Source organism: Microbacterium sp. zg.B48 (assembly GCF_024623505.1).
Taxonomy (GTDB): domain Bacteria; phylum Actinomycetota; class Actinomycetes; order Actinomycetales; family Microbacteriaceae; genus Microbacterium.
This window is the reverse complement of the sequence record NZ_JANJFE010000013.1, coordinates 98,008-122,352: the sequence shown is the minus strand read 5'-3', so window position 1 is coordinate 122,352 and position 24,345 is coordinate 98,008. Positions and strand designations below refer to the sequence as shown.

Below are 24,345 nucleotides of genomic sequence, written 5' to 3'. Positions count from 1 at the left end.
TCCCACCGCATACGCTCGCGACCATGAGCGCGCCCGCCACCGATACCCTGACCGTCCCCACCCCCCTCGGTGGACCGAGCCTCCCGCAGGAGCGGCGGATCGTGACCAGCATCCCCGGACCGCGCTCCCAGGAGCTGATCGCCCGCAAAGCCGCCGCGGTGGCAGCCGGGGTCGGGCACACGGTGCCGATCCAGGCCGTCGCGGCCGGCGGGGGAGTGATCGTGGACGCCGACGGCAATTCGCTGATCGACCTCGGCGCCGGCATCGCCGTGACCACGCTGGGCAACGCGCACCCTCGGGTGGTCGCGGCCGTTCAGGCCCAGGTCGCGCAGTTCACCCACACGTGCTTCATGGTCTCGCCCTACGAGTCCTACGTCGCCGTCGCCGAAGCGTTGAACCGCATCACGCCCGGGGACCACGAGAAGAAGAGCGCGCTGTTCAACTCCGGCGCCGAGGCCGTCGAGAACGCGGTCAAGATCGCCCGCAAATACACCAAGAAGCAGGCCGTCGTCGCGTTCGACCACGGTTACCACGGCCGCACCAACCTCACGATGGCGCTGACGGCCAAGAGCATGCCCTACAAGAGCGGGTTCGGCCCGTTCGCCGGCGAGGTCTACCGCGCCCCCATGTCCTACCCCTTCCGGGACGGGTTGAGCGGGGCGGATGCCGCTCGGCGGGCCATCTCGATCATCGAGAAGCAGGTCGGAGCCGACAACCTGGCGGCGATCGTGCTGGAGCCGATCCAGGGCGAGGGCGGCTTCATCGTCCCGGCGGAGGGCTTCCTGCCGGCGCTGGTGGACTGGTGCCGCGAGAATGACGTGGTGTTCATCGCCGACGAGGTGCAGACCGGATTCGCGCGCACCGGCGCGATGTTCGCGAGCGAGCACTTCGGCATCGTGCCCGACCTGATCACCACCGCGAAGGGGATCGCCGGCGGGCTTCCGCTGGCGGCGGTGACCGGCCGGGCCGAGATCATGGATGCCTCGCACGCCGGCGGTCTGGGGGGCACGTACGGCGGCAACCCGCTCGCCTGCGCCGCCGCCGTGGCCGCGATCGACGCGTACGAGAACGACGGGCTCATCGCCCGGGCGAACGAGCTGGGCGCCATCCTCATCGAGCGCCTCGCCGCGCTGCGCGCCTCGGACCCGCGACTGGGCGATGTGCGCGGACACGGAGCGATGATCGCCGCGGAGTTCGTCGACCCGGCCACGGGGGATCCGGATGCCGCTCTGACCACGGCGATCGCGAAGCACTGCATCGCGAACGGGGTCATCGTGCTCACCTGCGGGACCTACGGCAACGTCATCCGCTTCCTTCCTCCGCTGTCCATCTCCGACGAGCTGCTCGGCGAAGGGATGGACGTGGTGGCATCCGCGCTGCGCGACCTGTGAAGCCTCCGCACCGGACCGGGCACGGCGCCGGGTTCGGCATGGTCAGCACTCTCCCCATTCACCGAGCAAAGGAGCCGACATGGTCGAGCTGAACCGTGACGTCGTGATCGTCGGGGCGGGGGCCGCCGGGCTCACGGCCGCGAACCAGCTGAAGAAGGCCGGGCTGTCCGTGGCGGTGCTGGAAGCACGCGACCGGGTCGGCGGCCGGCTGTGGACCGACGTCATCGACGGGGCGATGCTCGAGATCGGCGGCCAGTGGGTCTCGCCCGACCAGGGTGCGCTGATCGAGACCCTCGCGGACCTGGGCCTGGAGACCTACGACCGGTATCGCGCGGGCGACTCGGTGTACGTCGATCAGCATGCACAGCTGACGCGGTTCACCGGCGAGATCTTCCCGGTCCCGCCCGCGACCGAGAATGCCATGGTCGAGCTCATCGAGCTGCTGGATTCCCTCGCCGCCCAGATGGACCCGGACCGGCCGTGGGCGCACCCCGACGCCGAGGCCCTCGATCGCGTCTCGTTCGAGGCATGGCTGGCGGAGCACACCGATGACCAGGAAGCGCGGGACAACATCGCGCTGTTCATCGCCGGCGCGATGCTGACCAAGCCCGCACACACGTTCTCCACCCTGCAGGCGGTGCTGATGGCCGCCAGCGCGGGCAGCTTCTCGCACCTCGTGGATGCGGACTTCATTCTCGACAAGCGCGTGGTGGGCGGGCTGCAGCAGGTGCCGCTGCTGCTGGCGGAGCGTCTCGGTGACGATGTGTTCCTCGGCCAGGCGGTGCGCACCCTGGAATGGGGCACCTCGACCGGTGCGGGCAGTCCCGGGGTCACCGCGGTCGCGGACGGCATGACCGTGCGCGCCCGGTTCGCGATCCTCGCCCTCGCGCCCAACCTCTATCCGCGGATCTCGTTCGTGCCCGCTCTGCCGCGGCTGCAGCATCAGATGCACCAGCACCTCTCGATGGGCTTCGTGATCAAGGTGCATGCCGTCTACGACCGCCCGTTCTGGCGGGAGCAGGGCCTGTCCGGCACAGCCTTCAGCCCCTACCAGCTGGTCCACGAGGCCTACGACAACACCAACCACGACGACCCGCGCGGCACCCTGGTCGGATTCGTCTCGGACCAGCACGCCGATGACGTGTTCCGCCTCTCCGCGGAGGAGCGCAAAGAGCGCATCCTCGAGTCGCTCTCGCACTACTACGGCCCGGAGGCGAAGAACCCCGTCGTCTACTACGAAAGCGACTGGGGCTCGGAGGAATGGACCCGCGGCGCGTACGCGGCGAGCTTCGACCTCGGCGGGCTGCACCGCTACGGCGCCGACCTGAGAGCACCCCTCGGCCCCATCCGCTTCGCGTGCAGCGACCTCGCCGGCGCCGGCTATCAGCACGTGGACGGCGCGATCCGCATGGGTCGCCTCGCCGCGGCGCAGCTCATCCAGGAGGCTCGCGCATGAGCGGTCGCATCGTCGTCGGATACACCGCCACGGACGCCGGTGAGGATGCCGTCGCGCTCGGTGCGCGTCTGGCCGCGGCATCCGGATCCGGGCTGGATGTCGTCGTGGTGCTGCCCAGCGACGGTCGCAGCGTGATCACGCCCCCCGATGCGAGCTACGACCGCTACCTCAGGGACAAGGCCGCCACCTGGCTGGATGCCGCGGCCTCCGGCGTTCCGGAAGGCACTGCGGTCACCACGAACGTCCGCTACGCCGACTCCTTCGCGGAGGGGCTGGAGGCGGCCGCGCAGGAGTTCGGTGCCACGCACATCGTCGTCGGCGCCGCCAACGGCGGCCGCCGCGGACGGCATCGCCTGGGGTCGGTGGCCACCGAACTGCTGCACTCCTCGAGCGTTCCGGTCGTCCTCGCACCGGAGGGGTCCCGCCGGGTCGATCCGGCCATCGGCGTCACCCGCGTCACCGCCGCGATCGGGACCCGCCCGGGCGCGGACGCGCTGCTGCATGAGGCGACCTCGCTCGCCGAGGCCACCGGAGCGGAGCTGCGGCTGCTCTCCCTGGTGACGGTCGACCTCCCGGCGAGTGTCGATACCGGTGTCATCCGCATCGCCGGTGCCGCGCACGCGGATGAGGTGCTCGCGCGGGCTCGGGCCGCGCTTGCCGACGGCGGCGCGGCCGAGGCGGTGGTGGCCCGCGGGGACAGCATCGAGGACGCCGTGCAGAACCTCAGCTGGGAGCCCGGCGAGCTGGCCATCGTCGCCTCGAGCCGCCTGGCGCAGCCGCGCCGGCTGTTCCTCGGCTCCACGGCTGCCAAGATGCTGCACGAACTGCCCGTCCCCATGATCGTGGTGCCGCGCACGCGGACCGCGGAAGGAGCGTCGCGATGACCGAAGACACGGATGCTGCGCCGCCGCTTGCCGCGCCGGCCGCCCAGAGCGGTGGCGGGCTCTCCTCGAAAGGTCTGAGCGCCGGCACCGTCGGTCTGATCGGCGCGGTCGTCATCGGCATCTCGTGCATCGCGCCGGCGTACACGCTCACCGCGGCACTGGGCCCGACCGTGTCGGAGGTCGGGTTCCAGGTGCCGGCGATCATCCTGGTCGGTTTCATCCCGATGCTGCTGGTCGCGTTCGGCTATCGCGAGCTGAATCGACGGATGCCGGACGCCGGCACGTCCTTCACCTGGGCTGCCCGCGCCTTCGGCCCATGGGTGGGCTGGATGGCCGGATGGGGACTGATCGCCGCGACCATCCTGGTGCTGTCCAACCTCGCCGGCATCGCCGTCGAGTTCCTCTTCCTGCTCATCGACCAGATCGCCGGCAGTCCCGGCTCGATCGCCGAGCTGGCGTTCAACCCGTTCATCAACGTCGTGGTCTGCCTGCTGTTCATGCTCGGCGCCACGACGATCTCCTACCGCGACATGCAGACCACGCAGAAGCTGCAGTACGTGCTGGTCAGCTTCCAGGTGGTCGTGCTCGTGATCTTCTCGGTCGCGGCGTTCGTCCACGTCGCTCAGGGCAACGCGTTCGACGCGAGCCCCGTCGGGCTGTCCTGGTTCAACCCCTTCGCGGTCGGCTCGTTCACGGCCGTGGTGGCCGGTCTGTCGCTGTCGATCTTCATCTTCTGGGGCTGGGATGTGACCCTCACCATGAACGAGGAGACCAGGGACCCGGAGAAGACCCCGGGCCGCGCGGCGACGCTGACGGTCATCACCATCGTGGTGCTGTATCTGCTGATCTCGGTCTCGCTGCTCGCGTTCGCCGGGACGGGCGCGGAAGGACTGGGGCTGGGCAACGAGGACATCCAGGCGAACGTGTTCTTCTTCCTGTCCGGCCCGATTCTCGGCCCGCTCGCCTTCCTCGTCTCGCTGGCGGTGCTGACCAGCTCCGCGTCGTCGCTGCAGTCGACCTTCGTCTCACCCGCGCGCACGCTGCTGGCGATGGGCCACTACGGGGCGCTGCCGCGACGGTTCGCCGAAGTCAGCCCGCGCTTCTTCACCCCGGGGTTCGCGACGATCGTCTCTGCCATCGTGGCGTCGGTGTTCTACACGATCATGCGATTCGTCAACGAGAACGTCCTGTGGGACACGATCACGACCCTCGGCTTGATGATCTGCTTCTACTACGGCATCACCGCGTTCGCGTGCGTCTGGTATTTCCGCAAGCAGTGGTTCGACTCGGTCCGCAACGCGTTCTTCACCCTGCTGTTCCCGCTGGTGGGCGGAGTCATCCTGCTGATCCTGTTCGGGATCACGCTCGTCGAGAGCATGGACCCCGATTACGGCAGCGGGACGGAATGGTTCGGGCTGGGCAGCGTGTTCGTGCTCGGCGTGGCCATCATCGGTCTGGGGATCATCATCATGATCTGGCAGGCGATCAGGAGGCCGGCCTATTTCCGAGGCGAGACGCTCTCGATGGACGCCCCCGCGAGCCTGCGCCGCCGCCGCCGCTAGCCGGCCCCCGAAGACCCGACACATCAGCGAAGGAGAAACCATGAGCGACTACGCAGTCGTCAACCCGGCCACCGGCGAGACCCTGGCCACCTACCCCGTCGCGACGGACGCGGAACTCGAGCAGGCGCTGGCGGCCGCGGACGCGGCATCCCGAGGCTGGGCGCGCACCTCCACCGTCGCCGAACGCGCCGCGCTGCTGCGGCGGGTCGCCGAGCTTCACCGCGAGCGGCGCGACGACCTCGGCGCGATCATCGTGCGCGAGATGGGCAAGCCCCTCTCCGCGGCCGTCGCCGAGGTGGACTTCGCCGCCGACATCACCGAGTTCTACGCGGACAATGCCGAGCGGATCATGGCGGATCAGCCGATCGACATCCTCGGGGAGGGGACCGCGGTGATCCGCCGCTCGCCGCTGGGCGTGCTGCTGGGGATCATGCCGTGGAACTTCCCGTACTACCAGGTGGCCCGGTTCGCCGCACCCAACCTGCTGATCGGCAACCCGATCCTGCTCAAGCATGCCGGCCAGTGCCCGGAGTCCTCCGCCGCGATCGAGACGATGTACCACGATGCCGGCTTCCCCGAGGGCGCGTACACCAACCTGTACCTGACCAACGAGCAGGCCGCCGAGGTGATCGCCGACCCCCGCGTGCACGGCGTGTCGGTCACCGGGTCGGAGCGCGCCGGTGCGGCCGTCGCGGAGGTCGCCGGACGCAACCTCAAGAAGGTCGTCCTGGAACTCGGCGGATCGGACCCGTTCATCCTGCTCTCCACCGATGATCTGGATGCCGCCGTCCAGGCCGCCGCGGACGCGCGTCTGGACAACACCGGCCAGTCCTGCAACGCGGCCAAACGCTTCATCGTCGCCGACGAGCTGTACCAGCCGTTCCTGGAGAAGTTCACCGCCGTCATGACCGGGTCCAAGCTGGGCGATCCGTTCGCCGAGGACACCGTGCTGGGTCCGCTGTCGTCCCTGGTGGCCGCGGAGCGCCTCGAAGAGCAGGTCGAGAAGGCGGTCGCGCAGGGCGCGACGCTGGTGGCCGGAGGCTCGCGTGACGGCGCGTTCTATCCCGCGACGGTGCTCACCGATGTGACACCCGAGATGGACGCGTACCGCGAAGAGTTCTTCGGACCAGTGGGCATCGTGTACCGCGCGGCCGACGAGGAGGATGCCGTCCGGATCGCCAACGACACCCCGTTCGGGCTCGGCTCCTACGTGTTCACCACCGACCAGGATCAGGCGCAGCGGGTCGCGGACCGCATCGAGGCCGGCATGGTCTACGTGAACCTCGTGCTCGCGGACTCGCCGGAGCTGCCGTTCGGCGGCGTCAAGCGCAGCGGCACCGGCCGGGAGATGGGGCTGCTCGCGGCGGACGAGTTCGTGAACAAGAAGCTGGTCCGCGTCGGCGCGTGAGCGCCCGGCCGGGTCCGCGCGGACCCCGCGGACCCGGCCCGCGGTTCGCCCGCATCCAGCCCATGCCGTACACTGGAATGAGCAGTTGAAGTCTGCATTCTTTCGCCGTGCCCGCTGTCCGGGCCTGCTCCCTTTCATACAGGTCGCGGTGCGAGTGTGCAGGCATCCTGAGGCCGCAGGCCTCTAGGGCGGTAGCTCAATTGGCAGAGCAGCGGTCTCCAAAACCGCAGGTTGCAGGTTCGATTCCTGTCCGCCCTGCGCGTCAGCCGAAGCTGACACACGGAAGGTAATCAGGTGGGTTCGATGATCCAAGACGAGCCGAAGGGCGAGGTCGTCGCTTCGGGCGGCGCGCCCCGCACGAAGAAGCCGAACGTCTTCGCTCGCATCGCGCTGTTCGTCCGTCAGGTGTTCGCCGAACTCCGCAAGGTCGTCACGCCGACGCGCCAAGAGCTGATCAAGTACACGGGCGTCGTGCTCGGGTTCGTGGTCGTGATGATGGCGCTGGTCTACGGCCTGGACCTGCTGTTCGTCTGGGTGACGACCGTCGTCTTCGGCGTTCCCGCCTGACCACTTGAGTTGCACCGCGGGGCGGATCGCTGAATCCGACGCCCACGAAACGGAAGAGAACGCAATTGTCTGAAAGATATGTAGACGACGCCGACTGGGCGACCGCCGCTGAGCAGTCGTCCGAGGACGACGAAGCCCAGGAGGGCAGCATCCTCGCCCAGGAGGACCGTGCCAACACGCCGGCCGAACACCTGGCCGTGCACATCGTCGACGACGAGGAAGAAGACCTCTCGGATCTGGACGACATCGACATCGACGATCCGGAGGCGGACGCAATCGTGAACGACGCTCTGCACATCGACAAGGCCGACGAGGCCGAAGCGGCCGCTGAGGTGCTGACCGATTCGCTCGCCGACGAGGTCGCCGAGTACGCGGCCGACCACGCCGATGACGTGACCCCGTACGACGGTCCCGACATCAACGGCGACGAGGATGAGCCCGTGCTGGACGCGGAGTTCGTCGCCGAGGTGGATGCCGCAGCAGAGGTCGTCGACGAGGTCGAAGCATCCGTCAGCCCGGCCGATGCCGCCACCGTCGAGCCCGACCTCGACGCGGCAGACGCCGAAGACGCTGACGATGCGGACGCGGTGGACACCGCCGGCGCGGTCGCCGAGGACGGCGACACCGAGGACGGCGAGGAAGACCCGTACGAGGCGTTCCGCGCCGAGCTGCGCAGCCTCCCGGGCAAGTGGTACGTCATCCACTCGTACGCCGGATTCGAGCGCAAGGTGAAGGCGAACATCGAGCAGCGCAAGTCCACGCTCGAGGTCGAAGACGACATCTACCAGGTCGAGGTCCCGATGGAGGACGTCGTCGAGATCAAGAACGGACAGCGCAAGATGGTCACGCGCGTCCGGATCCCCGGCTATGTGCTCGTGCGCATGGAGCTGAACGAGGACACCTGGTCTGTCGTGCGGCACACGCCGGGCGTGACCGGCTTCGTCGGCAACGCGCACAACCCGACGCCGCTGCGGTTCGAAGAGTCCTTCAACATGCTCAAGAGCCTCGTCGAGATCAAGGAAGTCGCACCCGCCAAGGGCGCCGCTGCCAAGGGCGGCCACGCCGTCGCACGCAGCATCCCCGCCGAGGTCGACTTCGAGGTCGGCGAGACCATCACGATCAAGGAAGGCTCGTTCGCGGGTCTGCCCGGCACGATCAGCGAGATCAAGCCCGAGAGCGGCAAGCTCACGGTCCTGGTCTCCCTTTTCGAGCGCGAGACGCCGGTCGAGCTGTCGTTCGATCAGGTCACGAAGCTTTGACGCGGCGCGGATCAATTCTGCGAAAGCAGGGTGATGCGCGATCGGGTCAAGGTTGAGTAGCGCGCGAAGCGCGCGTATCGAAACCCAATAGAGACTTCCCCGGTTCACCGGGGAGAACCGCGGCTCGGAGACGCCGAGTGTGCGGGAGAACGGATGCCGCGGCATCCGCTCGATGAAAGGAAAAGGAAATGGCACCCAAGAAGAAGGTGACCGGCCTGATCAAACTCCAGATCAAAGCCGGCGCCGCCAACCCGGCGCCGCCGATCGGGCCCGCGCTCGGTCAGCACGGCGTCAACATCATGGAGTTCTGCAAGGCCTACAACGCCGCCACCGAGGCGCAGCGTGGCAACGTCATCCCCGTCGAGATCACCGTCTACGAGGACCGCAGCTTCACGTTCATCCTCAAGACGCCGCCGGCGGCCGAGCTGATCAAGAAGGCCGCAGGCGTGGCCAAGGGCTCGCCGACCCCGCACACGACCAAGGTGGCAAAGCTCACCAAGGCTCAGGTGCGCGAGATCGCCGAGGTCAAGCAGCCCGACCTGAACGCGAATGACCTCGAGGCCGCCTCGAAGATCATCGCCGGTACCGCCCGTTCCATGGGCATCACGGTTGAGGACTGAGGGAGATAACGACCATGGCTACCAAGTCCAAGGCCTACCAGGCCGCCGCCGCGAAGATCGCGGCTGACAAGTTCTACACGCCCACCGAGGCTGTCGCCCTGGCGAAGGAGACCGGTTCGGCGAAGTTCGACTCGACCGTCGAGGTCGCGCTGAAGCTCGCCGTCGACCCCCGCAAGGCGGACCAGATGGTGCGCGGCACCGTCATCCTGCCGCACGGAACCGGCAAGACCGCCCGAGTGATCGTCTTCGCGACCGGCCCGGCCGCTGAAGCCGCGATCGCCGCAGGTGCCGATGAGGTCGGCGGCGCCGAGCTCATCCAGCGCGTCGCCGACGGCTGGACCAACTTCGACGCCGCCGTGGCCACCCCTGAGCTCATGGGCCAGGTCGGTCGTCTCGGCAAGGTCCTGGGTCCCCGGGGCCTCATGCCGAACCCGAAGACCGGCACCGTGACCCCCAACCCGGCCAAGGCCGTCGAGGAGATCAAGGGCGGAAAGATCGAGTTCCGCGTCGACAAGCACGCCAACGTGCACTTCGTGGTGGGCAAGGCCTCGTTCTCGGCCGACCAGCTCGACGAGAACATCAAGGCTGCGCTCGAGGAGATCATCCGCCTCAAGCCGTCCAGCTCGAAGGGCCGCTACATCCAGAAGGGCGCCGTGTCGACCACGTTCGGCCCCGGCATCCCGCTGGATGTCAACTCGCTGTAGACACCCGCTCTCGCACGCGCAGCCCAGGCTCCGCGTGCGACTGCACGAAGGGGTCCCGCCGATTCGGCGGGACCCCTTCGTCGTCCGCCACGGGTGTGCCCCCGCCGGTGCGGCGGCCCGTCGCAACCGCGCGCGGCGCGCGGCTGCGGCGTACCGTCGGAGGATCCGCACCGCGAGAGGACGGCCGCCATGCCCGCCACACTGCAAGACCTGCTGGGGATCGACGAGCCGATCGTGCTCGGGCCCTTCGGCGGGGCGTCGTCGGTCGAGCTGACCGCGCTGGTGAGCGACAGCGGCGGTCTCGGCTCGTTCGGGCTGTACGGGTACCCACCCGAGCGCATCCACGCCGTCATCACCGGACTGCGCGCCGCCACCGACCGGCCGTTCGCCGTCAACCTGTGGGTGCCGACCGGCGACGAAGTGACACCGGCGGACCTGGACCTGCAGCGGTTCCTGGATGTCCTGGCGCCGCTGTACGCCGATGTGGGGATGCCCGCTCCGACACCGCCGGCGGCCTTCCTGCCTTCCTTCGATGACCAGTTCGACGCCGTGCTGGATGCCGCACCGGCCGTCGTCAGCTTCGTCTTCGGCGTGCCCGCTACCGAGGTGATCGCCCGTGCGCATCGGCGCGGAATGGCCGTGCTGGCCACCGCGACCACCGTCGCCGAAGCCAGGGCACTGCACGAGGCGGGCGTGGACGCCATCGTCGCCAGCGGGATGGAGGCGGCCGGGCACCGGGTGTCGTTCCTGCGCCCCGCCGAGCAGTCGCTGGTCGGGCTGTTCTCACTCCTGCCTCAGGTCGCCGACGCCGTCGGCGTGCCGGTGATCGCGGCCGGCGGCATCGCCGACCGGCGCGGCGTCGCGGCGGCGTTCGCGCTCGGCGCCGTCGGCGTTCAGGTGGGCACGGCATTCCTGCGCACCCGCCAGTCGGCGGTTCCGGATGCACACCGCGCCGCCATCGCCGCCGCGGACGACACCGCTACGGTGCTGACCCGGGCGATGAGCGGCCGCCTGGCCCGCGGCATCCCGAATCACGCGATGCGCGAGATCGAGACCGGCGGCCTGATCGCCCCGTTCCCGGCACAGAACTGGTTGACCGGAGCCTTCCGCGCCGAGGCGGCCGCGCAGGACCGCGGGGAGCTGCTGTCCCTGTGGGCGGGTCAGTCCGCCGCGCTGACCCGCCACGACGACGCCGCTGACGTGTTCGCCGAGCTGCGTGCCGGCGTGCCCGGCTGAGGCGGCGGCGAAACGCAGCGTAACGATATGCGCTCGCCCGCCGGGTCGCGTGATGTACTGGTTCGTCCTGCCCCCAGCAGAGCCGATATCTCAGGAGCACCACAGCGCATGTCACGTCGTACCGTTTTCGCCGCCATCGCCCTCGCCGCTTCGGCCGCTCTCACCCTCTCCGCGTGCGGCGCCGGTTCAGATCCTGCCTCCTCCGCGCCGGCCGACGAGTTCGATCTGGTCCGGGCCGGAACCCTTACGGTGGCGACCGAGGGCACCTACCGACCCTTCAGCTTCCACGACGCATCCGGCGAGCTCGTCGGCTTCGACGTGGAGATCGCCGAGGCCGTCGCCGAGAAGCTCGGACTCGAGATCTCGTTCCAGGAGACGCAGTGGGACGCGATCTTCGCCGGTCTGGAGGCGGGCCGTTTCGACGTCATCGGCAACCAGGTCTCGATCAACCCGGAGCGCGAGGAGAAGTACCTCTTCAGCGAGCCGTACTCCGTCTCGCCGGGCGTGATCGTCGTCCCCGAGGACGACGAGTCGATCTCGAGCTTCGCGGACCTCGCCGGAAAGACGACGGCACAGTCGCTCACCAGCAACTGGTACGAACTCGCCCAGGAGAGCGGTGCCACCGTCGAAGCTGTCGAGGGCTGGGCTCAGGCCGTGGCCCTGCTCGCGCAGGGACGGGTGGATGCGACCATCAACGACAAGCTCACCTTCCTGGACTACGAGACCACAGACGGCCCCACCGGCCTGAAGATCGCCGCCGAGACCGACGATCCGGCCAGCAGCGCGTTCACCTTCACGAAGGACAAGCAGGCGCTGGTCGACGCGATCGACCAGGCGCTGGGTGAACTGCGCGAGGAGGGCGTGCTCGCCGAGATCAGCGAGAAGTACTTCGGCGCCGACGTCACGTCGTAGTCGCGGTGACACGGCCCGCCTCCTCGCGCGGCCGTGATCGGTGAGGAGGGGTGATGAACGAGACGTGGACCCTGGTCGTCGACTCGTTCTGGCCCCTGCTGTGGGCGGGACTGCGGGGGACCATTCCGCTGGCGCTGGCCTCGTTCGCGATCGGATTGGTGCTCGCCCTCGGCGTCGCCCTCATGCGGATCTCGGGGAGTCGCGTGCTGTCGGCCGTCGCCCGTTTCTACATCTCCGTCATCCGGGGCACGCCGCTGCTGGTCCAGCTCTTCGTGATCTTCTACGGGCTGCCCTCGCTCGGCATCGTGGTCGACCCCTGGCCGGCGGCGGTCCTCGCCTTCTCGCTGAACGTCGGCGGTTACGCCGCCGAGATCATCCGCGCCGCCATCCTGTCCGTCCCGAAGGGACAATGGGAGGCCGGTTACACCGTCGGACTCTCGCACGGCAAGCAGCTCACACGGATCATCCTCCCGCAGGCTGCGCGAGTGTCCGTGCCACCGCTGTCCAACACGTTCATCTCGCTGGTGAAGGACACCTCGCTTGCGTCGCTGATCCTGGTCACCGAACTGTTCCGTCAGGCCCAGACCATCGCCGCCTTCACCTACGAGTTCATGATCATCTACCTCGAGGCGGCGCTGATCTACTGGCTGTTCTGTCTGGTGCTCTCGGCCGGACAGGGTGCCCTGGAGAAGAGGCTGGACCGCTATGTCGCCCACTGACGTTCCCGGCTCCGATCCGCTCGCTCCACCGGCGGCCGCCCTGGCCGGACCCCTGCTGCGCGTGCGCGGACTGCAGAAGAGCTTCGGCGCCAATCGGGTGCTGAAGGGTGTGGACTTCGAGGTGCAGCGCGGCGACGTGGTCTGCTTGATCGGTCCCAGCGGGTCGGGCAAGACGACCGTGCTGCGCACGTTGAACGGGCTGGAGACGCCCGACGGCGGTGTGATCGAATTCGCCGACGCCGAGGTGACGGACTTCTCGCGCCGCCCGTCCAAAGCACAGCGGATGGCGCTGCGCGATCGCTCCGCGATGGTGTTCCAGCACCACAACCTCTTCCCGCACCTGACCGTGATCGAGAACGTCATCGAGGGTCCGGTCCACGCGCACGGCGTGCCCAAGGCGGTGGCGGTGCAGCGGGCCGAGCGGCTTCTGGACCGGGTCGGTCTCGCCGACAAGCGCGACGCGTATCCGTTCCAGCTGTCCGGCGGACAGCAGCAGCGCGTCGGGATCGTCCGCGCCTTGGCTCTGCAGCCCGACCTGCTGTTGTTCGACGAGCCCACCGGCGCGCTGGACCCGGAACTGGTCGGCGAGGTCCTCGTGGTGCTGAAGGAGCTCGCGGACGAGGGCTGGACCATGGTGATCGTGACCCACGAACTCGCCTTCGCCCGTGAGGTCGCGGACGAGGTGCTGTTCTTCGACGACGGCGTCATCCTGGAGCGCGGTGCGCCCAAGGCGCTGCTGGCCAACCCGACGCACGAGCGGACGAGGCGTTTCCTGGACCGCCTCCTGCGTCCGTTCGAGGACTGATCCGGCCCCGCGCCGCCGCGTCGGGAGCGGTACGGCAGACTCAGGCCGTCACCGCCCGATGAGCGCGCGCGTGCGTCGCGTCCGCCCACGGGCTCCACACGAACCACGTGGGCAGTGCCGCGACCAGCCGCGGCGAACCGCTCACCGAGATCGCCCCGGACCGGACCGCATCCTGCCAGCGACGGTATCCCTGGAAGACGTCGGCGAGATCGCCGGTGGCCATGGTCACCACCAGGTCGACGCTGAAGCCGGGATGCTGCGTGCACACCGACACCGCGGCGTGCTCGAGCACGAACCAGATCGTGTCCGGATCGGGTGCGGTGTGGCGCCACTCGATGACCGTCCGCCGGGGCGGGAATCGCGCGGTGTCCACCCTGCGATGCATCCACCACATGAGCGTCGTCGGCTCCACGTCGTGCGGCTCCAGGTCCTCGAACAGCCACTCGATCGCCCAGCGGCCCAGACTGTCCAGAACCCGCTCGAGGTCGCGTCCGGCGGGCGTGAGGTGGTACTCGCTGCCATGACCCGTCGGCGACGGCCATGTCTCCAGCACGCCACTGCGCTCCAGGTGCCGCAGGCGCTGCACGAGCAGGGAGCGCGAGATCCCGGGCAGGGCTCGCGCGATGTCGTTGAAGCGCGTGTTGCCCAGCACCAGCTCGCGCACGATCAGGGGCGTCCAGCGGTCGGCCATGACCTCGCTGGCCATCGCGATGGGACAGTACCGTCCGTAATCAGCCATGGCTCCATGGTCCCGCCGCCCATGCCGCCGCGGTAGTCCGGAATCTGGACCGGCGGAGTCCCGATCGTGCACTGGAGCGTGGGCTGCTCCCCGGCGGATGCTGTCCCCATGAGCACCATCGAGAGCATCCAAGACAGCGCAGCAGGGAGCGCTTCGGCTTCCCTGACCGACCGTGCGAACGGCATCGGTCCGATCCTCGCGGCGAACGCGGCGCGCCACGATCGGGAGGGCACGTTCGTCGTCGAGGCGTACGACGCCCTCAGGGAGGCAGGCCTGCTCAAGGCCGCTGTCCCCAGGGAGCTCGGCGGCGACGGGGCGAGCATCCGCGAGCTGGCGGACCTGCAGCGCACGCTCGGGCACTACTGCGGGGCGACCGCGCTGGCCAGCGCGATGCATCAGCACGTGACACGCTTCACGACCTGGCGATACCGGCGAGGTCTGCCGGGGGCCGAAGCGACCCTGCGCCGCATCGCCGACGAGCAGATCGTGCTCGTCTCCACCGGCGGGGGCGACTTCACCCACCCGACCGGCCAGGCCACCCCCGTGGCCGGAGGTTATCGCGTGAGCGGACGAAAGCGCTTCGTGAGCCAGGGCGCGGTCGGCACCGTGATGTCCACGATGTTCCCCGTCGCTGACCCGGAGCGCGGCATGCGCGTGCTGAACATGGCCATCCCGTTCGCCGCGGACGGCATCGTCCGGGCGGAGAACTGGGACGTGCTCGGCATGCGGGGCACCGCGAGCGACGACGTCGTGCTGACCGACGTGTTCGTCCCGCATGAGCGCGTGCTCGCTGACCGCCCGTACGGAGTCATCGATCCTCCGCTTCAGGTGATCGCGGGCATCGGGTTCGCGATCATCTCCGGTGCCTACCTCGGTGTCGCCGAGGCGGCGTTCGCTGAGGCCGTCGCGGCGGGTGCACGGCATCCCGATGACCTGACCGTCCAGCGGTCGCTGGGGCTCATGCGCCACCGGCTGCAGGTCGCCTCCTGGGCGCTCGCAGGCGCCCTGACCGAACTCGGCGACGATCCGACGCCCTCATACGACGCCTTCCTCGCTGTGATGGCGGCCAAGGCCGAGATCGCGCGCGCCGGCGCGGAAGTGTGCGATCTGGCGATGCAGGTGGTCGGGGGCGCGGGCTACTTCACGGGTTCGATCGTCGAGCGCTGCTATCGCGACATCCGCGCGGCGGCCTTTCATCCGCTCACCCCCGAGGCGACGTTGCTCGCGGCCGGACGACACGCGATGGGCCTGCCGCAGGAGTGACGCGCCTGCCGGCTCCGCGCGGGCGTGCCGTCCTGCTACCGCACGTCGAATGCGCGTTCGCCGGTCGGGACGGCATCCGTCACCCGCGCCTGGTCGACGCGCGCGCCGGGCGGGCCCTGCGCCATCCAGGCGAGGACCTCGTCCACCTGCGCCGGAGTCCCCTCGATCTCCGCTTCGACCGTGCCGTCCGGGCGGTTGCGCACCCACCCGGCGACGCCGGCGTCGACCGCGATCATGCGCATCGTGTAGCGATAGCCCACGCCTTGGACGTCCCCGCTCACGATCACGTGCACACGTTTCATTCCTCCATCGTGGTGCCCGTGGGGGTGTGCCGGCCAGTGGCGGGTGCGAGGATGCAGTCATGGGAACCGTCGATGACTACCTCAGCGGACTCGACGACGCCGACCGCGACGCGATCGCGCACGTCTACGCCATCGCGCGCGAGGTGGTCCCGGACGCGGAGCAGGGCAAGGGCTATGGGATGCCGGCGCTCGTGTACCGCGGCAAACCGCTGATCTCGGTGATGCGTGCCCGCAGGCACATCGGCGTCTACCCGTTCAGCCCGGAGGCCGTGACCGGAGTCGCCGGGGCGGTCGAACAGGTGGAGGAGTCGGGGCTGGACAAGGGCACCATTCGCTTCCAGCCCGACCACCCGCTCCCGGACGAGGTGGTCCGCGAGCTGGTGCGCCGGCGCCGCGACCAGATCGACGGCTGAACCCCGCCCATCGGGCTCAGTGGGGGAGGATCAGGCTGACCCCGATGCCGACCATGACCAGGGCGATGACCGCGTCCAGGATCCGCCACGCGCGCGGTGTGCCGAGCCACCGGCTGAGGTAGCGGGCGCCGAAGGCGAGCGCGAAGAACCAGATCACGCTCGCCGCCATCGCGCCGGCCGCGAAGAGCCAGCGCGCGTGGCCGTGCGTGCTGGCGATCGAACCCAGCAGGAAGACGGTGTCCAGGTACACATGCGGGTTCAGCCACGTCAGCGCCAGGCACGTCAGGGCCACCGGCAGGGCGCGCGGGGCGGCGCGGGCGATGAGCGCCGACGCCTGCGGTGTCTGCGGGGCGACCGTGGTCGCCCGCGGAGACCGGTCGAGGGGATCCGAGGGGGTCTCGGTGGGCGCGAGCGCCCCGCCGGACGGGCGCCAGGCGCGACGCGCGGCGAGCAGCCCGTAGGCGAACAGGAAGGCCGCGCCCGCCCACCGCACGACGTCGATCAGCCACGGCACCGCGGTCAGCACCAAGCCCACCCCCGAGACGCCGAGGGCGATGAGGACGGCATCCGAGATCGCGCAGATGGCGGCCACGAGGACGACGTGCTCCCGACGCAGGCCCTGACGCAGCACGAAGAGGTTCTGTGCGCCGATCGCGATGATCAGCGAGAAGCCCAGCCCGAGGCCGGCGAGCGCTGACGAGAACATACTCCGACGCTACGGTCCTCACCCTGATGAGTCCAACTGAAGATTCTACAGATGCATTAGCATCGCTTATCATGCGTATTCCGCTGGACCTGGCTGAGACCGTGGCGGCCGTCGCCGACGAGGGCACGCTGGACGCCGCGGCCCGCCGACTGCGGCTGACCCCGTCGGCGGTCAGCCAGCGCATCAAGGCACTCGAGGAGCAGCTCGGCCGCGTGGTCCTGGTGCGGTCCAAGCCGGCCCGGCTCACCGAAGCCGGTGCGGCCGTGGTGCGGATGGCCCGACAGGTGGCACTGCTGGAGCACGACACTCTCACCGAGCTCGGCGCGGGCGGCGACGAGGGTTCTCGCACGTCCGTCCCGCTCGCCGTGAACGCCGACTCGTTGGCGACCTGGTTCCTCGAGCCGCTCGCGCGGCTGGCCGAGCGGCATCCGATCGTCTTCGAGCTGCACCGCGAGGATCAGGACTTCACCGCCGCGCTCCTGGAGTCGGGCACCGTGATGGGTGCGGTGACCTCGCGCGCGACGCCGGTCGCCGGATGCCGCGTGAGCACGCTCGGTGCGATGCGGTACGAAGCCGTCGCCACACCGGCGTTCGCACGACGATGGATGCCGGATCCCGCGTCCCCGGCGACGCTGGTCGACGCGCCGGTGGTGGACTTCGACCGTCGCGACGACCTGCAGACGCTCTGGATGCGGGAGTGCGGTATCGACGAGTCCCTGCCCGCGCGGCACTACGTCCCCGCCTCGAACGATTTCGCTGCTGCCGTGCGCCTGGGCCTGGGGTGGGCGCTGCTGCCGACGTTCCAATCGCAGGCGGGCCTGGCGCGCGGCGACCTCGTCCGGCTCGGCGGCCCGCCCATCGACGTGCCCCTGTACTGGCAGCAGTGGAATCTGCGTTCCGCGCTGCTGGGCGCCATCGCGGACGAGGTCGTCGCCGAGGGTCGCCGGGTGCTGCGCCCGATCCGCGCGCAGGCCGCCGGCTGACTCAGTCGTCGCTGACGCGCAGGACGATCTTGCCGCGCGTGTGGCCCTGCTCCAGCTCGGCGTGCGCGGCCGCCGCATCCTTGAGGTCGAAGACGCGGTCGATGTAGACCTGGACGGCGCCGGAGTCCAGCAGGCGTCCGATCGTCGCCAGCGCGCTGCCGTCGGGAGTGACTTTGAAGCTCGTCGCCCTGACGCCGGCCGCGGCCGCGGCGGCGGCATAGCCCGGCCAGGAGCCGGTCGGCACGACCATGTACAGTCCACCCGGTCGCAGCACGGCCAGCGATCTCTCGCCGGTGTTCGCCTTCGCGTTCCCGACCAGGTCGATCACGACGTCGACGTCGGCGACGACATCCTCGAAGCGGGTCGTGGTGTGGTCGATCACCACCGATGCCCCCAGCTCCCTCAGCCACGCGGCGTTCCGCGCCGAGCCGGTCGCGGTGACGTGCGCGCCGAAGTACGCGGCGAACTGCACGGCCAAGTGGCCCACACCGCCGCCGCCGGCATGGATGAGCACCCGCTGCCCTTCGTGCGCGTGGGCGGTCTCGACGACCAGACCCCATGCGGTCAGGGCAGCGAGGGGAACGCCGGCGGCCTCCACATGCGACAGCGCCGCCGGCTTGCGCGCCACCGACTGCGACGGCACGACTGCGTACTCCGCATAGGTGCCGCCGGAGCGGGGGAAGGCCACCATGCCGTAGACCGGCGTCCCGGCGGCGAGGGGATGGGAGTCGTACGGCGAGGTGACCACGATGCCGCTGAAATCGAAGCCCGGCGTGGCCGGGTAGTCGCTGATCGCGGCGGACACGCCCGCACCGGCACGGGTCTTCGCGTCGATCGGATTGACCCCCGCAGCCACGACCCGCACGAGCAGCTCGTCCATCACCGGTGTGGGGACGGCCACGGACGCCGCGCGCAGCACGGTGGGGTCGCCGGTGGTCTCCATCACCGTGGCGCGCATGGTCTCGGGCGGGTCTGCCACCGCCGCGGTGGGCGCGGGGGCGGATGCGGATTGCAACGGCCGGAATCTCATCGCACGCTCCTTAGGAGTGCGCGTCGTCGTCGGCAGCACTCGTTGCCTGGTCCCCACAGTCAACCCTGACTATGTCTCGTCCGTGTTACGCGGGTGCTACCGGCCGGCTAAGCCGAGCCGGCCGCCGCGCAGCATCAGGGGTTCTCGCCGGTCGTCAACGAGTGCAGGAGCCGCGCGAGGTGGCGGATGTCTTCGACGGACCACTCCTGCAGGCTGTCCAGCAGCGCGCTGTCGTGCGGCTCGCGGGCCGCGGCCAGGCGCTCGATCCCTTCCGGGGTGGGGGAGAGGAGGCTGGATCGACCGTCGGCGGGGTCGGGGGTGCGGGTGACGAGCCCGAGCTCTTCGAGCTCGCGCACCGTGCGACTCACCTGACCCTTGTCGGCCGTCAGCGATTCGGCCAGGCAGGAGAGGGTGATGCTCTCGCGGCGGACGATCGTGGTGAACACCTTGTAGGCGCCGGGCAGCATGCCCGGGCTCACCCGCTCGGCGTTCTCGGCGATCAGGCGGCGGATCCGCGTGAGCAGTTCGCCGAACTCCGCCTCGAGGGCGCGCACCGCTTCGGTGCGCGCCTCTCGGGACTCCGGGTCCACCATGGCCGTCGACATCAGCCGCGGCGGGTCGCGGGCCTGCCGCCGACCGATCCGGCCGGCGCGTCCTCCGCGGTCGCCGGGATGGAGCCGGTCGCAGCCAGGGCCGACATCCCCTCGGCGGTCGTGATCGTGGCGAGGTCCGCCTCACCGGCGGCGATCCGCTCCGCCGTCGTCATGCGGGTCAGCGGCACGTTGGGCAGGAAGACGATCGCGATCAGGCTGATGATCGCCAGCGGCACGGCGATCAGGAACGACTGCGCGATGCCCTGCGCGTAGATGTCCTCGACGATGACCCGCACCGCGGTCGGCAGCAGGCTGACCTGGGGGAGCGTGCCGGACTGGAGCTGTTCGGCCACAGCCGCGCCATCCGCACCCAGATTCACGATCGCCGCGGTCAGCGCGTCCTTGCTGGAGGCGAACAGGCCGGTGACCGAGGTCGCCAGTGCGGCACCCATGACCGAGACGCCGATCGTTCCCCCCAGGCTGCGGAAGAACGCCACACCCGAGCTGGCCACGCCCATCTCCTCGGGCTTGGCCGTGTTCTGGACGATGAGCACGAGGTTCTGCATGGTCATTCCCACGCCCGCGCCGAGCAGGAACATGTACAGCGAGACCAGCACGAAGTTCGTGTCGTACCGCAGGGTGGACAGCAGCACCGAACCCGCGATCAGCAGCACGCTGCCCACGATCAAATAGATCTTCCACTTGCCGAAGCGGCTGATCAGCTGACCCACGATGATCGACGAGAGCAGCAGACCGCCGATCATCGGCAGCGTGAGCAGGCCGGCCTCGGTCGGGGTGGCGCCGCGGGCCATCTGCATGTACTGGCTGAGGAACACCGACGTGCCGAACATGGCGACACCGGTGGCGATGGAGGCGATCACCGAGAGCGTGTATGTGCGGTTGCGGAACATCGACAGCGGCACGAGAGGCTCGCGCGAGCGGAACTCCACGATCACGAACAGGATCGCACCGACGAGCGCGCCGCCTGCCATGAGGATCGTCTCAAGGCTCCACCAGTCGAACGTGTCGCCGGCGTTGGTGATCCAGACCAGCAGCAGCGAGACCGATGCGGCCAGGAGCACGATGCCGAGGTAGTCGATGCGCGCCTTCTTCTTGGGGCGCGTGGGGATGTGCAGGGTCAGCTGCAGGATGATCAGGGCGGCGATCGCGAAGGGGATCGCGACGTAGAAGTTCCAGCGCCAGCCGATGCCATCGGTGATGAACCCGCCGAGCAGCGGTCCGCCGATCGTGCCCAGAGCCATCACGGCGCCGAATAGGCCCATGTAGCGTCCGCGCTCCCGGGGGCTGATGATGTCGGCCATGATGATCTGGCTCAGCGCGGCCAGACCGCCGGCGCCGATGCCCTGCGCGGCGCGGAACGCGATGAGCGTGCCGGCGTCCTGCGAGAAGCCCGCGGCCGCGGTGGCCAGGACGAAGAGGATCAGTGCGATTTGGATGAGCACCTTGCGGTTGAACAGGTCCGCCAGCTTGCCCCAGATGGGGGTCGAGATGGCGGTGGTCAGCAAGGTGGCGGTGATGACCCAGGTGAAGGCGGCCTGATCGCCGCCGATGTCGTGGATGATGACCGGAAGCGAGGTGGAGACGACCGTCGCGGCGAGGATCGAGACGAACATTCCGAGCAGAAGGCCGGACAGCGCTTCGAGGACCTTCCGTCGGGACATGCGCGGCGGTTCGGTCGTCAGCGCCGAGGCAGGGGTATTGACAGACGCCAAGAGCGGGGCCTTTCGAGCGTGGAGACGTGCGCGGCGACGGTGACGCGATGGTTGACTGTAGTCAACTATATCGCAGATCGTTGACTCGCGTCAACCAATTCAGTCGGCCAGGGCGAGGGCGCGGAAGGGCTCGCGCGGGGCCGGTGGCCGCGGCATCCGTCCGTCGGGGTGTGCGCTCGGCGGGCCGGCGAGCGGCCGCAGGGTGGTCCGGCGGTGCAGCTCGTCGATGAGCGACGTCGCCAGGGCGACCAGTTTCGCGATCTCGACCTCGTCGCGGTCGACCCACTCGCAGCGAGGCTCGTCGCCGACCGGGACGAAATCGCTGTGCTCCTCCCACGCCACCAGGGTGCGCTCGGCGCCCAGGACATGCTGCTGCCACCACACCTGCCGCATGTACGGGCGGGGGATGCTGCGCCAGGACTTGTTGGTCGTCTTGATCTCACACAGGATGACGCGGCCCTGGGCATCGACGACGACCCCGTCGGGGGTGGCGAGGTGACGCTTCTCGACGACCGCGTGGAACAGCGCGCTGGAGGGCAGGATGCCGTGGGTCGCGGCGACCCAGCGGGCGATCTCGGGCTCGCGGATCCGGCCGTGGGCGGTGTAGGCGTTGCCCGAGAATCCGGAGCCCATGAGCTTCGCGTCGGCCGCCTTGGCGATGGCCTTCGCCGAGGTGAGCGATGCGACATCCGTCGCAGTGATGCCGCGTGAGCGAGCCCGGACCCAGGCCACCCGGTCGCGGGAGTCCGCGACGATGCGGGCGGCGAGTTCGGGGGTCACGTCTTCGAGGGTAACCCCGCAGGCGGACCCCGCCCGGCCGACATGCCCGGTCCGCGCCGGGCCGGACCGCATCCGCAGCGCGCCCCTTGCGCGCGCTGCGGACGGTGGCAGGGTCGGTGTATGGACACCATCACCGCAGACCAGTTCCGGGCGGAGCCCGGCGTCGAGGACTGGCGCCCGGGGCAGGCCGGCGCGATCGCCGAGTTCAAGACCGGAACCTTCGCCACGGGGGCGCGGCTGTTCGCCGCCATCGCCGAACTCGCCGAGGCAGCCGATCACCATCCCGATGTCACGGTGACCTACCCGAGGGTGACCGTGACGCTCATCACGCACTCCGCGGGCGGCCTGACCGCGAAGGACGTGGCCCTCGCGCGGCAGATCTCCGCCGCCGCCCGTGACCTCGGTCTCGCGCCGACGCCCCGCTGATCCGCAGTCCCGCTTCTCCTGCCCCGCGAGCGCACGGCGTGCCGCCGAGCGCACGGGGTGCCGCCGAGCGCACGGCTTGCCACCGGTCAGAAGCCGTGCACCCGACGGCAGGCCGTGCAGTCGGGAACGGAAGGGCGGCGTGCGCGCTCCTCCCCCCAGGAGCGCACGGCTTGCCGCCGGTCAGAAGCCGTGCACCCGACGGCAGGCCGTGCAGTCGGGAACGGAAGGGCGGCGCGCGCGCTCCTCCCCAGGGGAGCAGGGCGTGCCGCCTATCCCGATTCGCCTGCGCACCGCCGATGCGGGGCAACGGACGCCGGATGCTGAGGCATGCGCCGCGCTGCGTCGATCCCCGACCTGAGTCTGCTCGTCCGCTCCCGCACGGCCCTTCTGGCTGGAGGCTGGACGGAGCGGTCCATCCGGCTTGCGGTGGGCAGCGGCCGGCTCCGGGTGATCCGTCGCGGAGCCTTCATGGACGCGCAGGACGCCGCCACGCTGTGGCCGGAGGCGTGGCACCTGGCGCATGTCATCGCCGTCGCACGTGAGGCCACCGGCGACGGGGTCATCTCGCACGAGTCCGCGGGTGTCGCATGGTCGCTGCCGCTGTACCGCCATCGACCGCTCCGCGTGCACGTCACCACTCCGGCGCCGTCCCGCATCTCCAGTGGCGCGGACGTGATGAGGCATGTCGCGCCGCTCCCGGCGTCGGACATCGTCGTGCGCCACGGCATCCGCTGCACTTCGCTCGAGCGGACCGTCTTCGACATGGTGCGCACCCTCGGACCGGACGCATCGGTGGCCGCTGCCGACGCCGCTGAGCGGCAGTTCGCGCTGCGCGGCCGGGTGTGGGACGAGGATGCCGTCGCCTGCTGGCGCCGATCCATGCGGGAACGGGTCACCGCGGCGTCAGGCGCACGGGGGATCCGGCAGGCGCGGTGGGTGACCGCGTTCGCCGACGGCCGGGCTCAGCTGCCGGGGGAGAGCGTGAGCCGGCTCCAGCTGATGCGGCTCGGCTTCGACGCGCCGCAGCTGCAGGTTCCGGTGGCCGGGCCGGCGGAGAACACGTATTTCGTGGATTTCGGGCTGACCGACGTCCGCGCATTCGGCGAGTTCGACGGCAAGGACAAGTACCTCGACGTCGCGATGCGCCGCGGCGTCGCGCTCGAGAAGATCCTGCTCGAGGAGAAGCGCCGCGAGGACTGGATCCGCGGAACGACGCAGTGGCGATTCGCCCGCTGGGAGGACGAGCACAGCGTGACTCCGCAGGCGCTCGCCGCACGCCTGGCGTCTTTCGGCATCCGAGCGCCGGGCTGATCCGGTACCGGTCCGCGCGCGAGTGCACGACTTACACGCGAGTGCACGGCCTTCCGACACCGGAAAGCCGTGCACTCGACGCTACGCCGTGCACTCGACGCTGAGTCGGGAGGGACTCAGAACGCGGCGACGCCTGCTTCGGCGACGGAGTGGTCCTGTTCGCCGGAACCGCCGCTGACGCCCACCGCGCCGACGACGACGCCGTCACGCACGAGCGGGATGCCGCCGGCGAAGATCGCGACCTTGCCGCCGTTGGTGGCGTGGATGCCGTAGAACTGCTGGTTCGGCTGCGCGTTGTCTCCGAGGTCCTTGGTGGAGATGTCGAACGCCTTCGAGGTCCAGGCCTTGTTGATCGAGATGTTGACGCTTCCGATCCAGGCGCCGTCCTGGCGCACATGCGCGACGAGGTTGCCGCCCGAGTCCACGACGGCGATGTTCATGGGCTGGCCGATCTCGTCGGCCTTCTGCTCTGCGGCGGCGATGACGCGGCGTGCGTCTTCGAGGTTGACGTTGGTCATGGGTGTCTCCTTGGTTCTGCCCGGG

The 24,345-nt window shown here is 69.7% G+C and carries 26 protein-coding genes and 1 tRNA gene; 19 read left to right on the top strand and 8 right to left on the bottom strand.

Going from position 1 to position 24,345, the window contains the following annotated elements; genetic code table 11:
* Window positions 1-23 precede the first annotated feature (23 nt).
* The 14 genes from gabT (at window position 24) to NQ152_RS10560 (ending at window position 13,523) form a co-directional block, all read left to right on the top strand.
* A complete protein-coding gene (gene gabT / locus NQ152_RS10625) occupies window positions 24-1,391 on the top strand; it encodes a 4-aminobutyrate--2-oxoglutarate transaminase (RefSeq protein WP_257523956.1) in 1,368 nt (455 codons plus the stop codon).
* Window positions 1,392-1,470: 79 nt separating this feature from the next.
* Window positions 1,471-2,847, top strand: a complete 1,377-nt coding sequence (locus NQ152_RS10620; protein ID WP_257523955.1) for an NAD(P)/FAD-dependent oxidoreductase — start codon at window positions 1,471-1,473, stop codon at window positions 2,845-2,847.
* Window positions 2,844-3,731 carry a universal stress protein gene (locus tag NQ152_RS10615; RefSeq protein ID WP_257523954.1) on the top strand — a complete coding sequence of 296 codons (888 nt, stop codon included), beginning with the start codon at window positions 2,844-2,846 and terminating at the stop codon, window positions 3,729-3,731. The genes NQ152_RS10620 and NQ152_RS10615 overlap by 4 nt, the downstream gene beginning before the upstream one ends.
* Window positions 3,728-5,293: an APC family permease gene (locus NQ152_RS10610; protein ID WP_257523953.1), complete on the top strand. Its 1,566-nt coding sequence runs from the start codon at window positions 3,728-3,730 to the stop codon at window positions 5,291-5,293. Before NQ152_RS10615 ends, NQ152_RS10610 begins: the two co-directional genes overlap by 4 nt.
* A gap of 40 nt (window positions 5,294-5,333) precedes the next feature.
* Entirely contained in the window at window positions 5,334-6,701 is a 1,368-nt protein-coding gene (locus NQ152_RS10605) for an NAD-dependent succinate-semialdehyde dehydrogenase (protein WP_257523952.1), read from the top strand.
* Window positions 6,702-6,886: 185 nt separating this feature from the next.
* Window positions 6,887-6,959, top strand: a tRNA-Trp gene (locus tag NQ152_RS10600).
* A 45-nt stretch (window positions 6,960-7,004) separates the two neighbouring features.
* A complete protein-coding gene (gene secE / locus NQ152_RS10595; RefSeq protein ID WP_257503046.1) occupies window positions 7,005-7,268 on the top strand; it encodes a preprotein translocase subunit SecE in 264 nt (87 codons plus the stop codon).
* A gap of 65 nt (window positions 7,269-7,333) precedes the next feature.
* Complete coding sequence (gene nusG, locus NQ152_RS10590) at window positions 7,334-8,527, top strand: transcription termination/antitermination protein NusG (RefSeq protein ID WP_257523951.1); 1,194 nt, start codon at window positions 7,334-7,336, stop codon at window positions 8,525-8,527.
* Between the two features lie 188 nt (window positions 8,528-8,715).
* A complete protein-coding gene (gene rplK / locus NQ152_RS10585; protein ID WP_257503044.1) occupies window positions 8,716-9,147 on the top strand; it encodes a 50S ribosomal protein L11 in 432 nt (143 codons plus the stop codon).
* Between the two features lie 14 nt (window positions 9,148-9,161).
* On the top strand, window positions 9,162-9,851 hold the full coding sequence (gene rplA / locus NQ152_RS10580) for a 50S ribosomal protein L1 (RefSeq protein WP_257503043.1): 690 nt from the start codon (window positions 9,162-9,164) through the stop codon (window positions 9,849-9,851).
* Between the two features lie 189 nt (window positions 9,852-10,040).
* A complete protein-coding gene (locus NQ152_RS10575; RefSeq protein ID WP_257523950.1) occupies window positions 10,041-11,087 on the top strand; it encodes a nitronate monooxygenase family protein in 1,047 nt (348 codons plus the stop codon).
* A 108-nt stretch (window positions 11,088-11,195) separates the two neighbouring features.
* A complete protein-coding gene (locus NQ152_RS10570) occupies window positions 11,196-11,999 on the top strand; it encodes an amino acid ABC transporter substrate-binding protein (protein WP_257523949.1) in 804 nt (267 codons plus the stop codon).
* Between the two features lie 53 nt (window positions 12,000-12,052).
* On the top strand, window positions 12,053-12,718 hold the full coding sequence (locus NQ152_RS10565; protein WP_257523948.1) for an amino acid ABC transporter permease: 666 nt from the start codon (window positions 12,053-12,055) through the stop codon (window positions 12,716-12,718).
* Window positions 12,705-13,523, top strand: a complete 819-nt coding sequence (locus NQ152_RS10560; protein ID WP_306815852.1) for an amino acid ABC transporter ATP-binding protein — start codon at window positions 12,705-12,707, stop codon at window positions 13,521-13,523. Before NQ152_RS10565 ends, NQ152_RS10560 begins: the two co-directional genes overlap by 14 nt.
* A 40-nt stretch (window positions 13,524-13,563) precedes the next feature.
* Here NQ152_RS10560 and NQ152_RS10555 read toward each other — a convergent pair whose 3' ends face one another.
* Window positions 13,564-14,262 carry a winged helix-turn-helix transcriptional regulator gene (locus tag NQ152_RS10555; protein WP_257523947.1) on the bottom strand — a complete coding sequence of 233 codons (699 nt, stop codon included), beginning with the start codon at window positions 14,260-14,262 and terminating at the stop codon, window positions 13,564-13,566.
* 108 nt (window positions 14,263-14,370) lie between these two features.
* Between NQ152_RS10555 and NQ152_RS10550 the strand changes: the two genes are divergently transcribed.
* On the top strand, window positions 14,371-15,525 hold the full coding sequence (locus NQ152_RS10550) for an acyl-CoA dehydrogenase family protein (RefSeq protein WP_257523946.1): 1,155 nt from the start codon (window positions 14,371-14,373) through the stop codon (window positions 15,523-15,525).
* Between the two features lie 35 nt (window positions 15,526-15,560).
* On the opposite strand, the gene NQ152_RS10545 is transcribed toward NQ152_RS10550, so the two are convergent.
* Window positions 15,561-15,827, bottom strand: coding sequence for an acylphosphatase (locus NQ152_RS10545; protein ID WP_257523945.1), 267 nt, complete (start codon window positions 15,825-15,827; stop codon window positions 15,561-15,563).
* 59 nt (window positions 15,828-15,886) lie between these two features.
* Between NQ152_RS10545 and NQ152_RS10540 the strand changes: the two genes are divergently transcribed.
* On the top strand, window positions 15,887-16,240 hold the full coding sequence (locus NQ152_RS10540; protein ID WP_257503036.1) for an iron chaperone: 354 nt from the start codon (window positions 15,887-15,889) through the stop codon (window positions 16,238-16,240).
* A gap of 16 nt (window positions 16,241-16,256) precedes the next feature.
* Here the strand turns inward: NQ152_RS10540 and NQ152_RS10535 are convergent, their stop codons facing one another.
* Window positions 16,257-16,946, bottom strand: a complete 690-nt coding sequence (locus NQ152_RS10535; protein ID WP_257523944.1) for a LysE/ArgO family amino acid transporter — start codon at window positions 16,944-16,946, stop codon at window positions 16,257-16,259.
* A 71-nt stretch (window positions 16,947-17,017) separates the two neighbouring features.
* Between NQ152_RS10535 and NQ152_RS10530 the strand changes: the two genes are divergently transcribed.
* Window positions 17,018-17,929 carry a LysR family transcriptional regulator ArgP gene (locus NQ152_RS10530; protein ID WP_257523943.1) on the top strand — a complete coding sequence of 304 codons (912 nt, stop codon included), beginning with the start codon at window positions 17,018-17,020 and terminating at the stop codon, window positions 17,927-17,929.
* A gap of 1 nt (window position 17,930) precedes the next feature.
* On the opposite strand, the gene NQ152_RS10525 is transcribed toward NQ152_RS10530, so the two are convergent.
* The 4 genes from NQ152_RS10525 to NQ152_RS10510 form a co-directional block, all read right to left on the bottom strand.
* Complete coding sequence (locus NQ152_RS10525) at window positions 17,931-18,959, bottom strand: NADP-dependent oxidoreductase (protein WP_257523942.1); 1,029 nt, start codon at window positions 18,957-18,959, stop codon at window positions 17,931-17,933.
* A 134-nt stretch (window positions 18,960-19,093) separates the two neighbouring features.
* Entirely contained in the window at window positions 19,094-19,564 is a 471-nt protein-coding gene (locus NQ152_RS10520) for a MarR family winged helix-turn-helix transcriptional regulator (RefSeq protein WP_257523941.1), read from the bottom strand.
* Complete coding sequence (locus tag NQ152_RS10515) at window positions 19,564-21,234, bottom strand: MDR family MFS transporter (protein ID WP_257523940.1); 1,671 nt, start codon at window positions 21,232-21,234, stop codon at window positions 19,564-19,566. Before NQ152_RS10515 ends, NQ152_RS10520 begins: the two co-directional genes overlap by 1 nt.
* A 150-nt stretch (window positions 21,235-21,384) precedes the next feature.
* Entirely contained in the window at window positions 21,385-22,065 is a 681-nt protein-coding gene (locus tag NQ152_RS10510; protein ID WP_257523939.1) for a YqaJ viral recombinase family protein, read from the bottom strand.
* Between the two features lie 120 nt (window positions 22,066-22,185).
* Between NQ152_RS10510 and NQ152_RS10505 the strand changes: the two genes are divergently transcribed.
* Window positions 22,186-22,491 carry a 4a-hydroxytetrahydrobiopterin dehydratase gene (locus NQ152_RS10505; RefSeq protein ID WP_257503029.1) on the top strand — a complete coding sequence of 102 codons (306 nt, stop codon included), beginning with the start codon at window positions 22,186-22,188 and terminating at the stop codon, window positions 22,489-22,491.
* A gap of 327 nt (window positions 22,492-22,818) precedes the next feature.
* The gene (locus tag NQ152_RS10500; RefSeq protein ID WP_257523938.1) at window positions 22,819-23,802 is read left to right on the top strand and encodes a hypothetical protein; all 984 of its coding nucleotides are present in this window, start codon (window positions 22,819-22,821) and stop codon (window positions 23,800-23,802) included.
* Between the two features lie 116 nt (window positions 23,803-23,918).
* On the opposite strand, the gene NQ152_RS10495 is transcribed toward NQ152_RS10500, so the two are convergent.
* Window positions 23,919-24,320 carry a heme-binding protein gene (locus tag NQ152_RS10495; protein WP_257503027.1) on the bottom strand — a complete coding sequence of 134 codons (402 nt, stop codon included), beginning with the start codon at window positions 24,318-24,320 and terminating at the stop codon, window positions 23,919-23,921.
* Window positions 24,321-24,345 lie beyond the last annotated feature (25 nt).

Coding starts and splice junctions, on each gene's coding strand:
- NQ152_RS10550 (WP_257523946.1), top strand. CDS start 14,371: ATGAGCACCATCGAGAGCATCCAAGACAGCGCAGCAGGGAGCGCTTCG.
- NQ152_RS10610 (WP_257523953.1), top strand. CDS start 3,728: ATGACCGAAGACACGGATGCTGCGCCGCCGCTTGCCGCGCCGGCCGCC.
- NQ152_RS10500 (WP_257523938.1), top strand. CDS start 22,819: ATGCGCCGCGCTGCGTCGATCCCCGACCTGAGTCTGCTCGTCCGCTCC.
- NQ152_RS10520 (WP_257523941.1), bottom strand. CDS start 19,564: ATGTCGACGGCCATGGTGGACCCGGAGTCCCGAGAGGCGCGCACCGAA.
- rplK (WP_257503044.1), top strand. CDS start 8,716: ATGGCACCCAAGAAGAAGGTGACCGGCCTGATCAAACTCCAGATCAAA.
- NQ152_RS10545 (WP_257523945.1), bottom strand. CDS start 15,827: ATGAAACGTGTGCACGTGATCGTGAGCGGGGACGTCCAAGGCGTGGGC.
- NQ152_RS10620 (WP_257523955.1), top strand. CDS start 1,471: ATGGTCGAGCTGAACCGTGACGTCGTGATCGTCGGGGCGGGGGCCGCC.
- NQ152_RS10570 (WP_257523949.1), top strand. CDS start 11,196: ATGTCACGTCGTACCGTTTTCGCCGCCATCGCCCTCGCCGCTTCGGCC.
- NQ152_RS10525 (WP_257523942.1), bottom strand. CDS start 18,959: ATGAGATTCCGGCCGTTGCAATCCGCATCCGCCCCCGCGCCCACCGCG.
- NQ152_RS10555 (WP_257523947.1), bottom strand. CDS start 14,262: ATGGCTGATTACGGACGGTACTGTCCCATCGCGATGGCCAGCGAGGTC.
- NQ152_RS10540 (WP_257503036.1), top strand. CDS start 15,887: ATGGGAACCGTCGATGACTACCTCAGCGGACTCGACGACGCCGACCGC.
- NQ152_RS10605 (WP_257523952.1), top strand. CDS start 5,334: ATGAGCGACTACGCAGTCGTCAACCCGGCCACCGGCGAGACCCTGGCC.
- NQ152_RS10560 (WP_306815852.1), top strand. CDS start 12,705: ATGTCGCCCACTGACGTTCCCGGCTCCGATCCGCTCGCTCCACCGGCG.
- gabT (WP_257523956.1), top strand. CDS start 24: ATGAGCGCGCCCGCCACCGATACCCTGACCGTCCCCACCCCCCTCGGT.
- secE (WP_257503046.1), top strand. CDS start 7,005: ATGATCCAAGACGAGCCGAAGGGCGAGGTCGTCGCTTCGGGCGGCGCG.
- rplA (WP_257503043.1), top strand. CDS start 9,162: ATGGCTACCAAGTCCAAGGCCTACCAGGCCGCCGCCGCGAAGATCGCG.
- NQ152_RS10515 (WP_257523940.1), bottom strand. CDS start 21,234: ATGTCCCGACGGAAGGTCCTCGAAGCGCTGTCCGGCCTTCTGCTCGGA.
- NQ152_RS10495 (WP_257503027.1), bottom strand. CDS start 24,320: ATGACCAACGTCAACCTCGAAGACGCACGCCGCGTCATCGCCGCCGCA.
- NQ152_RS10615 (WP_257523954.1), top strand. CDS start 2,844: ATGAGCGGTCGCATCGTCGTCGGATACACCGCCACGGACGCCGGTGAG.
- NQ152_RS10530 (WP_257523943.1), top strand. CDS start 17,018: ATGCGTATTCCGCTGGACCTGGCTGAGACCGTGGCGGCCGTCGCCGAC.
- NQ152_RS10505 (WP_257503029.1), top strand. CDS start 22,186: ATGGACACCATCACCGCAGACCAGTTCCGGGCGGAGCCCGGCGTCGAG.
- NQ152_RS10565 (WP_257523948.1), top strand. CDS start 12,053: ATGAACGAGACGTGGACCCTGGTCGTCGACTCGTTCTGGCCCCTGCTG.
- NQ152_RS10575 (WP_257523950.1), top strand. CDS start 10,041: ATGCCCGCCACACTGCAAGACCTGCTGGGGATCGACGAGCCGATCGTG.
- NQ152_RS10535 (WP_257523944.1), bottom strand. CDS start 16,946: ATGTTCTCGTCAGCGCTCGCCGGCCTCGGGCTGGGCTTCTCGCTGATC.